At 66.7% G+C, this 12,632-nt stretch carries 13 protein-coding genes; 6 read left to right on the forward strand and 7 right to left on the reverse strand.

Going from position 1 to position 12,632, the window contains the following annotated elements; all coding sequences use genetic code 11:
* Positions 1 to 5 precede the first annotated feature (5 nt).
* Positions 6 to 2,951: an excinuclease ABC subunit UvrA gene (uvrA, locus tag ACODRV_RS06390; RefSeq protein ID WP_488907778.1), complete on the reverse strand. Its 2,946-nt coding sequence runs from the start codon at positions 2,949 to 2,951 to the stop codon at positions 6 to 8.
* A gap of 202 nt (positions 2,952 to 3,153) precedes the next feature.
* Here uvrA and ACODRV_RS06395 point away from each other — a divergent pair, with 202 nt between their 5' ends.
* On the forward strand, positions 3,154 to 3,627 hold the full coding sequence (locus ACODRV_RS06395) for a hypothetical protein (RefSeq protein WP_141626683.1): 474 nt from the start codon (positions 3,154 to 3,156) through the stop codon (positions 3,625 to 3,627).
* Between the two features lie 3 nt (positions 3,628 to 3,630).
* On the opposite strand, the gene ACODRV_RS06400 is transcribed toward ACODRV_RS06395, so the two are convergent.
* The gene (locus ACODRV_RS06400; RefSeq protein WP_141626682.1) at positions 3,631 to 4,110 is read right to left on the reverse strand and encodes a group III truncated hemoglobin; all 480 of its coding nucleotides are present in this window, start codon (positions 4,108 to 4,110) and stop codon (positions 3,631 to 3,633) included.
* A gap of 52 nt (positions 4,111 to 4,162) precedes the next feature.
* Entirely contained in the window at positions 4,163 to 4,603 is a 441-nt protein-coding gene (locus tag ACODRV_RS06405; protein WP_141626681.1) for a hypothetical protein, read from the reverse strand.
* Positions 4,604 to 4,730: 127 nt separating this feature from the next.
* Here ACODRV_RS06405 and ACODRV_RS06410 point away from each other — a divergent pair, with 127 nt between their 5' ends.
* Together ACODRV_RS06410 and ACODRV_RS06415 are read left to right on the forward strand one after the other, a co-directional pair.
* Positions 4,731 to 4,868 carry a hypothetical protein gene (locus ACODRV_RS06410; protein WP_240811593.1) on the forward strand — a complete coding sequence of 46 codons (138 nt, stop codon included), beginning with the start codon at positions 4,731 to 4,733 and terminating at the stop codon, positions 4,866 to 4,868.
* Entirely contained in the window at positions 4,834 to 6,402 is a 1,569-nt protein-coding gene (locus tag ACODRV_RS06415; RefSeq protein WP_488907779.1) for an ABC-F family ATP-binding cassette domain-containing protein, read from the forward strand. Before ACODRV_RS06410 ends, ACODRV_RS06415 begins: the two co-directional genes overlap by 35 nt.
* Here the strand turns inward: ACODRV_RS06415 and ACODRV_RS06420 are convergent.
* The 4 genes from ACODRV_RS06420 to ACODRV_RS06435 are packed head-to-tail and all read right to left on the reverse strand — an operon-like array spanning position 6,399 to position 9,903.
* A complete protein-coding gene (locus ACODRV_RS06420; protein ID WP_488907780.1) occupies positions 6,399 to 7,982 on the reverse strand; it encodes an EAL domain-containing protein in 1,584 nt (527 codons plus the stop codon). The two genes, ACODRV_RS06415 and ACODRV_RS06420, sit on opposite strands and share 4 nt — an antisense overlap.
* 54 nt (positions 7,983 to 8,036) lie before the next feature.
* Complete coding sequence (locus ACODRV_RS06425; RefSeq protein ID WP_141626678.1) at positions 8,037 to 8,480, reverse strand: flagellar basal-body protein FlbY; 444 nt, start codon at positions 8,478 to 8,480, stop codon at positions 8,037 to 8,039.
* Positions 8,477 to 8,794 (reverse strand): rod-binding protein, encoded by a 318-nt coding sequence (locus ACODRV_RS06430; protein ID WP_488907781.1) that lies wholly within the window; start codon positions 8,792 to 8,794, stop codon positions 8,477 to 8,479. The genes ACODRV_RS06425 and ACODRV_RS06430 overlap by 4 nt, the downstream gene beginning before the upstream one ends.
* Positions 8,795 to 8,796: 2 nt before the next feature.
* Positions 8,797 to 9,903 (reverse strand): flagellar basal body P-ring protein FlgI, encoded by a 1,107-nt coding sequence (locus tag ACODRV_RS06435; RefSeq protein WP_488907782.1) that lies wholly within the window; start codon positions 9,901 to 9,903, stop codon positions 8,797 to 8,799.
* 184 nt (positions 9,904 to 10,087) lie between these two features.
* Between ACODRV_RS06435 and ACODRV_RS06440 the strand changes: the two genes are divergently transcribed.
* The 3 genes from ACODRV_RS06440 (at position 10,088) to gltX (ending at position 12,558) form a co-directional block, all read left to right on the forward strand.
* Complete coding sequence (locus tag ACODRV_RS06440) at positions 10,088 to 10,534, forward strand: flagellar assembly protein FliX (protein ID WP_141626675.1); 447 nt, start codon at positions 10,088 to 10,090, stop codon at positions 10,532 to 10,534.
* Positions 10,535 to 10,694: 160 nt separating this feature from the next.
* Complete coding sequence (gene dksA / locus ACODRV_RS06445; protein WP_141626674.1) at positions 10,695 to 11,123, forward strand: RNA polymerase-binding protein DksA; 429 nt, start codon at positions 10,695 to 10,697, stop codon at positions 11,121 to 11,123.
* A 100-nt stretch (positions 11,124 to 11,223) separates the two neighbouring features.
* The gene (gene gltX, locus ACODRV_RS06450; protein WP_488907783.1) at positions 11,224 to 12,558 is read left to right on the forward strand and encodes a glutamate--tRNA ligase; all 1,335 of its coding nucleotides are present in this window, start codon (positions 11,224 to 11,226) and stop codon (positions 12,556 to 12,558) included.
* Positions 12,559 to 12,632: the final 74 nt, after the last annotated feature.

A 12,632-nucleotide genomic window follows, 5' to 3' on the forward strand; every position in this document is an offset into this window, starting at 1 on the left:
GACCGTCAGGCCCGCGCCTTTGCCCTGGCCTTCACCGGCTTGGCGGGCGCATCCGCCGACAGGGAAGCGACGCGCGCCTTTCGCCGGGCTTCGTGCCGGTCCAGCACCTCCTTGAGGTATTTGCCGGTCCAGCTCTTCGCATTGGCCGCGACCTCTTCCGGGGTGCCGACCGCTACGATCTCGCCGCCGCCGTCGCCACCCTCGGGACCGAAGTCCAGCAGGTAATCGGCGACCTTGATGACATCCAGATTGTGCTCGATCACGACGATGGTGTTGCCGCTCTCGACCAGCTCCTGAAGCACCTCCAGCAGCTTGCGGGTGTCCTCGAAATGCAGGCCTGTGGTCGGCTCGTCGAGGATGTAGAGCGTCTTGCCGGTGGCCCGCTTCGACAGCTCCTTGGACAGCTTGACCCTCTGGGCCTCGCCGCCTGACAGCGTCGTGGCCGACTGGCCGACCTTGACGTAACCCAGGCCGACCCGTTCCAGCGTCTGCATCTTGTCGCGGATCGACGGCACGGCGGTGAAGAAGCGCGCGGCTTCTTCCACCGTCATATCAAGGACGTCCGAGATGGACTTGCCTTTGAACACGATCTCCAGCGTTTCGCGATTGTACCGTTTGCCGTGGCAAACATCACAGATGACGTAGACGTCCGGCAGGAAGTGCATCTCGATCTTGATCAGGCCGTCGCCCTGACACGCCTCGCAGCGTCCGCCCTTCACATTGAAGGAGAACCGGCCGGGACCGTATCCACGCGCCTTGGATTCCGGGAGCCCGGCGTACCAGTCGCGGATCGGACCGAAGGCGCCGGTATAGGTGGCCGGGTTCGAGCGCGGCGTGCGGCCGATGGGCGACTGGTCGATGTCGATGACCTTGTCGAAATGCTCCAGCCCCTCGATGCGGTCGAACGGGGCAGGGGCGTCGGACGCGTTGTTCAGACGCCGCGCGGCCGCCTTGTACAGGGTCTCGATGGTGAAGGTCGACTTGCCCCCGCCCGACACCCCGGTGACGCAGGTGAACAGGCCGACCGGAATCTCGCCCGTGACGTTCTTCAGGTTGTTGCCGGTCGCGCCCGAGACCTTGAGCATCCGCTTGCGATTGATCGGACGGCGGCCTTCCGGCGGCAGCTCGATCTCGCGCTCGCCCGTCAGATACTTGCCCGTCAGCGAGTTGGGATTGGCCATGACCTCGGCGGGCGTGCCCTGGGCGCAGACCTGCCCACCATGGACGCCGGCGGCCGGCCCCATGTCGATGACGTAGTCGGCGGTCAGGATGGCTTCCTCGTCATGCTCGACCACAAGGACCGAGTTGCCGAGGTCGCGCAGCCCCATCAGGCTTTCCAGCAGGCGCGTGTTGTCGCGCTGGTGCAGGCCGATCGATGGCTCATCCAGCACATAGAGCACGCCGGTCAGGCCCGAACCGATCTGGCTGGCCAGACGGATCCGCTGGCTCTCGCCGCCGGACAGGGTGCCCGAACTGCGGGACAGGTTCAGGTAGTCCAGGCCGACGTTGTTCAGGAAGCGCAGCCGGTCGGTTATCTCCTTCAGAATCCGCCGGGCGATCTCCATCTGCTTGTCGGTCAGCTTGCCGTTGAGGCTCTGGAACCACTCGTGGGCGTGCTTGATCGACAGCCATGACACCTCGGCGATGTCCTCGCCGGCGATCTTCACCGCCAGCGCCTCAGGCTTCAGACGCTTGCCGCCACAGGCTTCGCAGGGCGTCTCGGACTGGAACCGGCCCAACTCCTCGCGCACCCAGGCCGAGTCCGTCTCGCGCCAGCGGCGCTCAAGGTTCGGCAACACGCCCTCGAAGGCCTTCAGCGTCTCGTACTTCCGGGCATTGTCGTCATAGACGAACTTGATCTTCTCTCCGCCCGAGCCGTGCAGAATGACGGTCTGGGCCTTGCCCGGCAGTTCCCGCCACGGCTTGTCCATCGAGAAGCCGTAATGGGTCGACAGCGACTGCAAGGTCTGGGTGTAGAGCGGGGAGGGCCCGCGCGACCACGGCGCCACCGCGCCCGCATGCAGGGTCTTGTCGCGATCCGGCACCACCAGATCCGCATCGAACGCCAGCTTCACGCCCAGACCGTCGCACACCGGGCAGGCGCCGAACGGGTTGTTGAACGAGAACAGCCGCGGCTCGATCTCGCTGATGGTGAAGCCCGAAACAGGGCAGGCGAATTTCTCGGAGAAGGTGATCCGGCGTGGGCCGGTCTCGCCTTCCATGGTGTTGGCCCATTCGGCCACGGCGATGCCGTCCGCCAGACCCAGAGCGGTCTGCAGGCTGTCGGCGTAACGGCCCTCCAGCCCCTGTTTGGTGACGATCCGGTCCACGACGATGTCGATGTCGTGCTTGAACTTCTTGTCCAGCGCCGGGGCGTCCTCGATAGCGTAGAACTCGCCGTCGATCTTCACGCGCTGGAAGCCCGCGCGCTGCCACTCGGCCATCTCCTTCTTGTACTCCCCCTTGCGACCGCGCACGACCGGGGCCAGCAGCAGGAGGCGCTCGCCGTCGGCCAGCGCCGTCAGCTTGTCGACCATCATCGAGATGGTCTGGCTCTCGATCGGAAGCCCCGTCGCGGGCGAATAGGGCACACCCACGCGCGCCCACAGCAGACGCATGTAGTCGTGGATTTCCGTGACGGTGCCGACGGTCGAGCGCGGGTTCTTGGAGGTGGTCTTCTGTTCGATCGAGATCGCCGGGGACAGGCCCTCGATCAGGTCCACATCCGGCTTGCCCATCAACTCCAGGAACTGGCGGGCATAGGCGCTCAGGCTCTCGACATAACGGCGCTGGCCCTCGGCGTAGATGGTGTCGAACGCGAGCGAGGATTTGCCCGAGCCCGACAGGCCCGTCATCACCACCAGCTTCTCGCGAGGAATGTCGAGATCGACACCCTTGAGATTGTGCTCGCGGGCGCCGCGGACGCGGATGAAGTTGTGCTTTTCGGTCATGGATTCCGGGAACGCGGGGAGGGCCGGGTAGGGTCCGGCGCGACAGCGCTATATGGGGGATGGTTTGGGGAAATCAGCAAGAACATTATAGGAACCGACAACCGCTTTCGCCAGACTGCTGACAGCAGATGGCAGCAGCCCTTCGGTTGCGCCCCCCGGGACCGCCTGACAGTGTGCCCCTTCGGAAGTGGGGAGAGTTCGAATGTTCAGAGCGGTTCCGGTCATCGCGGCGGTGATGATGTCGGCGGGCGTCGCGGCGTGTGGCCTGCCTGCCGCCACCGCCAGCCCCGAACGGGAAGCGGATGCACGGGCCCTGATGGAGGACCTGATCGCGGACCGTGACGATGTGCTGGTCGGCAAGATGTCGATGCAGGTGAATCCGGCTGACGTCCGCGCCCAACTGCCCTTCATGAAGACCCTGGTTCCCGAAGGCCCGCTGCCTGCCGGGACCGTCGCAGGCTGGCGCGCCAATGCCGGCGCCACCGGTTCGACCTATGAGGTCGCCCAGACCTATCAGTATCCCGACCGCACCCTGACTGTCAGCACTGTGTTCCGGAAAGAGGGGGCGGTCTGGAAAGTGCTCGGTTTCCATATCACCCCCACCATGATGGCCGAGCCGCCGGTCCAGGTCGTCCAACCCGCCCCTGAAGCCGGAATGGCCAAGGGCGCGCAATAGGGCTCAGCCCTGCGGCGTCCAGCGCCGCCGGTAGCGCTCGCCTGGTCCAAGAAGGACGTTGTTGGCGTTGGCCACGCCCAGTTCCAGGCTTTCGGCGATGCGTCGGGCGCGCGTCATGAAGTGGGCGGCGGCCGTCGGCGGGCAGACCTCTCGGGTCGTTTCCTCGAAGAGGGCCAACCAACGGTCGAAATGGCCGGCGTCGATGGGCAGAGGCAGATGCTTCGGCGTCGGCCGCCCTTCATAGACGCCGGTGGACAAGGCGACGGATGACCAGAACAGCTTCATCTGCGCCAGATGCGATCCCCAGTCCTCGACCCGCTCCGCGAAGATCGGGCCGATCAGGGCGTCATCACGGACCCGCGCGTAGAAAGTCTCGACCAGCCGGTCGATCATGGCTTCATCAATACCCGTCGCAGCCCGGATACGATCCGTCGCCGCCTGACGACGCGCGGCGAAGGCTTCAGCGGTGTCGGCATGGGTCATGGGGATGATCTAGGCTTCACCGGCCGATGGAACCAGAGCCCGCGGCGCCGCGTCAGTCCGATGCGATCAGGAAGTCACCGGCATTGAACGTCAGCAGGCAACGCGCATCACCGCCCGCCGCGTCCACGGTGCAGTAATCCACCCCGATCAGATCGCGCTGCACCTTGGCGGTCGAACGGTAGCGCCGCCCCTCATGCTCGAACCCCGTATCCATCCGCTCGCTGTGGGGCCCGAGGGCCTGCCAGAAGGCCGCGGCGATAGGACCGTCGCACGTGAACAGCAGCAGTTCATCGCCGCCGTCGATCACCTGCCGGTAGCTGTTCCGTTCGGCGGCCTGCCGGATGCAGTCGGCATAGAGCCGGGCGTGCGGGCCGGTCGCCTGGGTCTCCAGCGGCGCATGGTTCGGCGGAGGCGGCGGCGCCTCCGGGCCATGAACGCAGGCCGCCGTGGCGAACAGGCCCGCGACAGCGGCGAACCGGATCAGATGACGCATGGACAGTCCTCCCGCGCCCAGCCTTTCACGGCCTCGTCAGAGACGCCAGATGGGAAAGGGCTTGCGTCCGGAACGATCCGCACCCATCCTTTCCCTATCGAGTGAGTTCACTGGAGGCCCGACGATCATGATCAGCACGCTGGAAATCGGTTTCGCCCTTTCCGCTGTCCTGCTGACCGTGCTCGCCTATGCCCTCACTCCCAAGCCGAAACCCGTCCGCATCCGCACTCGTGACGCTCGATCGCGTCGCGGCCCGCACGCCTGACGGTCACACCCTCTTCTCTGATCTGAGCCTCGCTTTAGGGCGGGAACGTGTTGGACTTGTCGGCCGTAACGGCTCCGGCAAGACCACCTTGCTGCGCCTGATCGCCGGTCTGGCCGAGCCCGCCGAGGGCGCGATCAGCCGGGCGGGAAGTGTCGCCTGGCTGGCGCAGCGGGCCGAACCGGCGCCCGGGGAGGCCCTGGCCGACACCCTCGGTGTCGCCGGGCCCTTGTCGATCATCGCGCGCGTGCTGGCGGGTGAGGGGACTGCCGAAGACCTCGACGCCGCAGACTGGACTCTGGAGGAGCGGATCGCGAATGCACTGTCCGAAGTCGGGCTCGACTCGCCGGACCTGTCCCGCCCCACGTCGTCGCTCAGCGGCGGAGAGCAGATCCGACTGAGAATGGCCGTCCTGCTGCTTGATCGGCCGGACCTGCTGCTGCTCGACGAGCCGACCAATCATATGGACAGGGAAGGACGCGAACGGATCGCCGACCTGCTGACCCGCTGGCCGGGCGGTGTCGTGGTCGTCAGCCATGACCGCTCCCTGCTGCGGCGGATGGACAGGATTGTCGAACTGTCCGGCCTCGGCGTGACGACCTATGGCTGCGGTTACGATCTCTACGCCGAACGAAAGGCCGCGGAGCGGGCGAGCGCCGAGCGCGATCTGGACCTCGCCGAAAGCGAGGTCGGGCGTGTCGCGCGAGAAAGTCGGAAGGCCATCGAGAAGAAGGCCCGGCGTGATCGCGCCGGGCGGGCCTTCGCAATGAAAAAGTCCGAACCGGCCATCCTGCTGGGCGCCATGGCCGAGCGCGCCGAGAACTCCGCCGCCCGCGAAAACCGTCTGGCCGCGCGCAGGGCAGAAGCGGCCGAGGCCGATCTGGCTGCCGCGCGGGACAGGATCGAACGTATCCGGACGCTCGACATTCCCATGCCGCCGACAGGTCTTTCCGCAGGCCGGACCGGACTGGTGCTGGATGAGGCAGGCTGGTCGACCTCTGATGGACGACAGATCGTCGGCCCCGTCTCGCTAAGGGTGACAGGCCCGGAACGGATCGCGATCACGGGGCCGAACGGGGCCGGCAAATCGACTCTGCTGAAGCTCATGGCCGGAGCGCTGACGCCTTCAACCGGCCGGATCGAGCGTCCCATGCAGGCGGCGCTGCTGGATCAGGAGGCCGCCTTGTTGAATCCGGATGAGACGCTGGTCGAGGCCTACCGTCGCCTGAATCCGGAAGCCACGCCCAACGACGCCCACGCGGCGCTGGCGCGCTTCCTGTTCCGCAATGTCGCCGCGCAAAAGTCGGTCTCGGCCCTGTCCGGCGGCGAAAGGCTGCGGGCGGCGCTGGCCTGCGTCACAGGCGGCGCGCGACCGGCGCAGCTGTTGATCCTTGATGAGCCGACGAACCATCTGGACCTCGACGCCGTCGCGGCGGTCGAGGCGGCCTTACGCGGCTATGACGGCGCGCTGATTGTCGTCAGCCACGATCCGGACTTCCTCGATGCGATCGGGATCGACCGGACGCTGGCGCTTTAGCCCCAGCCGAGCACCTCACCCTTGCGGCGCGAGGAGACCGGCGCGGCGACGACGGGGGTCTCGGTCGGGCGTCCGAACAGCCAGCCCTGACCGTAATCGACGCCGAGCGACTTCATGATCTCGGCCTGCGCCTCGGTCTCGATCATCTCGGCGACAGTCTGGATTTTCAGTTCCCGGCACAGTTCCAGGATGTTGGCGGCGAGCGTGCCGACCTTCGGATCTTCCTCGATCTCCCGGGCGAAGACCCCGTCCATCTTAAGCAGATCGACCGACAGTTTTCGCAAATAGCTCAGTGACGCCGCCCCGACTCCATAGTCATCCAGGCAGACCTTGATGTCGGCCTCGCGCAGGGCTTGCACCCGGCGGTTGGCGCCGTCCAGATCGGCGACCGCGGCCGTTTCGGTGATCTCGACCATCAGGCGCTTCCGGACTTCCGGACTGCTCGCCGTCATCCGCAACAGACCCTCGACGTAGCGGTCGTCGGCCAACGACACCCCGGAAACATTGACCGCCGCCTTCACCAGACCGAAGCCGGGCTTGCGCAACTGGGACACCGCCTTCTCGGCGACCGCGAGATCAAAGTCCTCGATCAGCCCGAGCTCTTCAGCCATCGCGATGGGCCCCGTCGGCGCCTGCTGTCCTCCGCCGAAGCGCGACAGGGCCTCGAAATGGTGCACCAGCCGGGTGTCCAGTGACACGATCGGCTGCCAGACCAGCGTGAAATCCCGGGCGCGCACGATGCCGCGGAACCGATCCGCGTTCTCGACTGTGCGACGCAGGCGCTCGCCGAACCGGTCACCGGCCGTCACGCCGTCCTTGAGGTACTCGCTCAGCGCCAGCCGCAGCGTGCGGACGGCGACGGCGGCTTCCACGGCCCCGATATTCGCGCGACTGGCCTGAGCCGAAATATCCAGACCTTCCGCCGCGCAGAGGGCGCGTATCTCCACTGTCAGATCGGCCACATCCGAGCCGCTTCGCATCAGTGCGAAACGATCCGGGGCCAGTTTGGCCGCGCTGGCTCCATCGACCGAGGCGGACTGCAGACAGGCTTCGATCCGCTGGCTGGCGTTGCGATGAGCCTCGTCATCGAGCTCGCCCAACCCCGGAACCTCGACGAAGTCCACCGACACGCCCGGCGGGTTCGGGATGCTCCCGGAGGTCAGCAAGGCGCTAAGTCGCTTCAGAAGCCCCCGGGCGTCCAGCAAAGGCTCCGTCAACGGCGCGATCGCCTGATAGGCCGCGCCCTGCCAGGCCATGGCGCACGAGACGGCCGGCGCAAGGTCCGGCAGCAGGAAGGCGCGCAAAACCGCCCTGCGGGCCCGTCCGTCGCCGGTCAGCACCTCGACTTCGACCGGACCGGAGCGAACACCCGGCGACAGGGCGCGCACCGCCGTGGTCACCCTTTTGCGCGAGGCGTCTCCCATGAAGGTTTCAAGAGCCCGGCTGGTCCACGCCGCGCCGGGGTCGACACCGGGCGCCGGGCCCGCGCCGATGGCGAAGGTCACCGTCTCCCCGTCCAGCTCGAGAAGCACATCGGAAGCCGCGAAAGCCATGCCGAGGAGGCGGGATTTGATGCTCATGCCTCAGGCGTACAACGACTTGCGTTAAAAACGCCTTTGCGGCGACCGTCGAAATTACGCCGTTCGGTTCAGGGCCACCGCGCGCGCGTCCCCGGCGTTGGCCCGGCCCGAAGCGCCATAGGCGGAGGGCGATCCGCGCTGACCGGCCACCTCGGCGGCGATGGTCTGGACCAGCCCTTCGGAAATGACCCGGGCGGCCTCAACGGCCGCGGCGTGACGCGCCAGCACGGCCTCGAACACCTGTGTCGCCTTGAGCAGCGCGGCGCGATAGGCCGCCGGGGCCGGTGCGATCACCTTGGGGTTGGCCCGCAGCTGGACCGACTCGCGGCGATAGGCGTTCGCCAGTTCCTGGGTCGCGGCGACCGTCGCGGCGGCGTCCTGAGGACGGCGGGCTTCGAAGGCCTTCGACTCCTCGATCAGGCAGGCGGTCAGGCGCTCGGTCAGATCGGTCATCTGCTTGACGCGCGCGGTGGCATTATGAACGGCGGGGTCGGTCATGCTTGTCCCTGTTCCTGCATCTTGATCATCTGGGCCATGACCTGATCGGCCAGACCGATCCCGCCGGCCTTCACGGTCTGCTTGGCCATGGCGTCGATCATGAAGCTGCGCCATTGACCTTCAGCCTCGCCGCCGCCGAATATCCCGTCCGTCTTCAGCCCCTCGAACATCGGCTTGAGCATCTGCGACAGGAAGGAGGCCTCGAACTGTTCGGCGGTCTCGCGCATGCGGGCGGCGTCGCGGCTGCGCTGCACATCAACCCCGGTCGCGGGCAGGCCGTTGGAGAAGGGGGAGGTGATGGTCATGTCGATCATGGTCACATCACCTCGATGTCGGCTTGCAGGGCGCCCGCGGCCTTGATGGCCTGCAGGATGCTGATCATGTCGCGCGGGCTGACGCCCAGGGCGTTCAGGCCGTTGACCAGGCTGGACAGGGAGCTTCCGCCGCCCAGCATCCGCATCTGCACGCCGCGTTCTTCCTCAACCGTGACATCGGACTGAGGCACCACGACCGTCTGACCGCCGCGGCTGAAGGGCTCGGGCTGGCTGACCATCGGGCTCTCCTGGACCGAGACGGTCAGGTTGCCTTGGGCGATGGCGACGGTGGAGACCCGCACGGCCTCGCCCATGACCACAACGCCGTTGACCTCGTCGATAATGACCTTGGCCGGAGCATCCACTTCGACGGACAGGTTCTCGACCCGGCTGATGAAGCCCGCCATACCCAGACCCGCCGGAGCGCGCAGGGCCACGACCGTGCCATTCTCTGCCAGGGCGCTGTTCGGATAGGACTGGTTGATCACCGCCGCCATTCGCTGGGCCGTGGTGAAGTCCGGATTGCGCAGCGTCAGCCGCACCTCATTCATATTGGCCAGCTCGAAGCCGGTCTCACGCTCGACCGTCGCGCCCGAGGCGATTCTGCCCGCCGTCGGCACGCCGCGCGTGATCGATGAGCCCGAGGCGCCTGAAGCCGAAACCGAGCCGGTCTGCACCGAGCCTTGCGCCACCGCATACACCTGACCGTCGGCGCCTTGCAGGCCGGTCACGATCAGCGACCCGCCCAGCAGGCTCTTGGCGTCGCACATGGACGAGACGCTGACGTCGATTCGCGCGCCCGGTGTAGCGAAGGCGGGGAGCTCCGCGGTGACCATCACCGCCGCCATGTTCTTGGTGTTGGCCGTCGAACCGCGGATATTGTTGCCGAGGCGCTCGCTCATGCCTTCCAGCGACTGCCGGGTGAAGGGGCAGTTGCGCAGCGAGTCACCCGTCCCGGCCAGACCCACGACCAGACCGTATCCGACCAGCTGGTTGGAGCGCACGCCTTCGACGGCGGCGATGTCCTTGATCCGCGACTGGGCCATCGCCGGAACGGCGAATCCGGCCAGTGCGGCGGCGGTCAGGAGGGAGGCCAGCAATTTCTGCATCGGTCATGTGTCCGGTGAACAGTCGATGCGCCTCGTGTTGCTAACTTTGTGCCAAACAGAAATCTTAACAAAAACAACAAGCGCCTTGCCCCGACGGGCCGCAGCGAGGGTAAATTCTGCCGGGCCGTTAACCAAACAGTGACCAGCGCCCGCGATGTTGACTCATGTCCCGGAGTCGCACCGCATGAAGGTCACCGGCCCTACCGGCCCCACGGCGTCCCAGAGCTCCCGCCCTTCGAAGGCGGCGAGCGGTTTCTCGGTGCCGGGCGCGGCCTCCGCAGCCCCCGCCGGCGCCGCCGCTGCGGCGAGCTCCGTCTCGGGCGTCGCCGGCATGAACGCCCTCATGGCGCTTCAGGGCGTTGAGGACGCCACCGAGCGCCGCCGTCGCGCCATGCGTCGGGGCAGCGGTCTTCTGGATCGTCTGGACGAGTTGAAACTGGCCCTTCTCGCCGGAGAAGCGGGGGAGGGGGCGCTGGAGCGTTTGACCCGCACCTTGCAGGAAGAACGGCCCGACGACGCCGATCCGGGGCTCAAGGCAGTGCTCGATCAGATTGATCTTCGCGCCGCGGTTGAGCTGGCAAAGGCCGATATGACTCGAAATCCGGCCTCAAGCGGCGAAATCTTCCCCTAAATCTCGCGACGCACGCGCCGGGTGATGAAGAAATGTCACGGTTGCGGCGGCGGATTAATCTTTCTCGCTCACGCTCGCGAGAGGCGTGTTGCCGCGACTCCCGCGCATCCGTATACGCAGCGGTGCGCCACAGGGGGGCGTTGTTTAGAGCGTGAGTGCGATGAACGCATTGGCGTCTGTTATCGACACGGCCGCGTACCGGCCGTCCGACGACGAGCCGTTCATGAATGAGCGGCAGCTGGCCTATTTCAAGGCCAAACTCATGGACTGGAAGGATGACATCCTTCGCGAGTCCAAGGGCACCGTCAGCAATCTGAAGGCCGAGACCGAGAACCATCCGGACATCGTCGACCGGGCGTCTTCGGAGTCCGACCGGGCCTTGGAGCTCCGGACCCGGGACCGTCAGCGCAAGCTGATCTCCAAGATCGACGACGCCCTGCGTCGGATCGAGGACGGTTCCTACGGCTATTGCGAGGAGACCGGCGAGCCGATCAGCCTCGGCCGGTTGGAAGCCCGCCCGACAGCGACCCTGTCGGTGGAAGCCCAGGAACGCCACGAGCGCCGCGAACGCGTCCACCGCGACGACTGACGGTTCAGGCGGTCCGAACCGCCTGAATATCCTTGCGCGCCTTGACTTCGCCGGGTTGCAGCGCGACCTACGCGCCTCGCATCCCGAGGTTTCTCTTCCCATGACCGTCAAGGTTCGTTTCGCCCCGTCGCCGACGGGTAAGCTGCACGTCGGCAACGTCCGCACCGCCCTGGTGAACTGGCTTTTCGCCAAGGGGCAGGGCGGGCAGTTCGTGCTACGGATCGACGACACCGACCTGGCCCGCTCGACGCCCGAGTTCGAGCAGGGGATCGAGGATGACCTGACCTGGCTGGGTTTGGTCTGGGACGAGCGTCACAACCAGTCCAAACGCTTTGACCGCTATGAGGACGCCGCCGCGCGCCTGAAGGCTTCGGGCCGCCTGTACGCCTGCTACGAAACCTCCGAAGAGCTGGACCGCCGCCGCAAGGTGCAACTGTCGCGCGGCCTGCCGCCCATCTACGACCGCGCCGCGCTGGACCTGACCGACGCCGAGAAAGCCGCTTATGAGGCCGAGGGCCGTCGTCCGCACTGGCGCTTCAAGCTGGAAGGCAAGCGCGTCGCCTGGGAAGATCTGGCCCGCGGCCACGCCGAGGTGGACACCGCTTCCATGTCGGACCCGGTGCTGATCCGCGAGGACGGCCTGTTCCTCTACACCCTGCCGTCGGTCGTCGACGACATCGACATGGCCATCACCCACATCATCCGGGGCGAGGACCACGTCACCAACACCGGCGCCCAGATCGAGATCTTCGAGGCGCTGGGCGCCACGGTTCCGGGTTTCGCCCATATGCCGCTGCTGGTCGGCGCGGACGGCGCGGCCCTGTCCAAGCGTCTGGGCTCCCTGTCGATCAGCGACATGCGCGAGCAGGGCTACGAGCCCATCGCCATCACCAGCCACCTGGGCAAGATCGGCACCTCGGACGCGCTGGAGATCGGCGCCTCCGTGCAGGCGCTGGGCGACAGCTTCGCCTTCTCCAAGATGGGCCGTTCGCCCGCGCGCTATGACACCGCCGATCTGGACCGTCTCAACGCCCAGGCCCTGCACGCCATGGACTATGCGACGGCCCAGCCGCGCCTGGCCGCGCTGGACGCCGATCTGGGCGAAGCCTTCTGGAACGTTGTCCGTCCGAACCTGCAGAAGTTCGCCGACGTCATCGGTCTGGCCGCCATCGTGCGCGGCCCGGTCACCCCCGTGATCGAGGACGCCGCCTTCGCCGCCGCCGCGCTGGAGGTCCTGCCGGAGACGGTGGACGAGACCCTGTGGCCGACGTGGACCAACGCTGTGAAGGAAAAGACAGGCGCCAAGGGCAAGGGGCTGTTCATGCCGCTGCGCCTGATCCTCACCGGCCAGCCCCACGGCCCCGACATGGCCGCCATCGCCCCGATGATCGGCCGCGAGCGCATCGTGCAGCGCCTGAGGGGCGAGACGGCCTGAGCCGACGTCTCGACAACGCACAGCAAAAAGGCCGCCCCTCGCAGGGCGGCCTTTTCATTTTCAGCGATACGTCG

The organism is Brevundimonas sp. FG8, assembly GCF_057808845.1.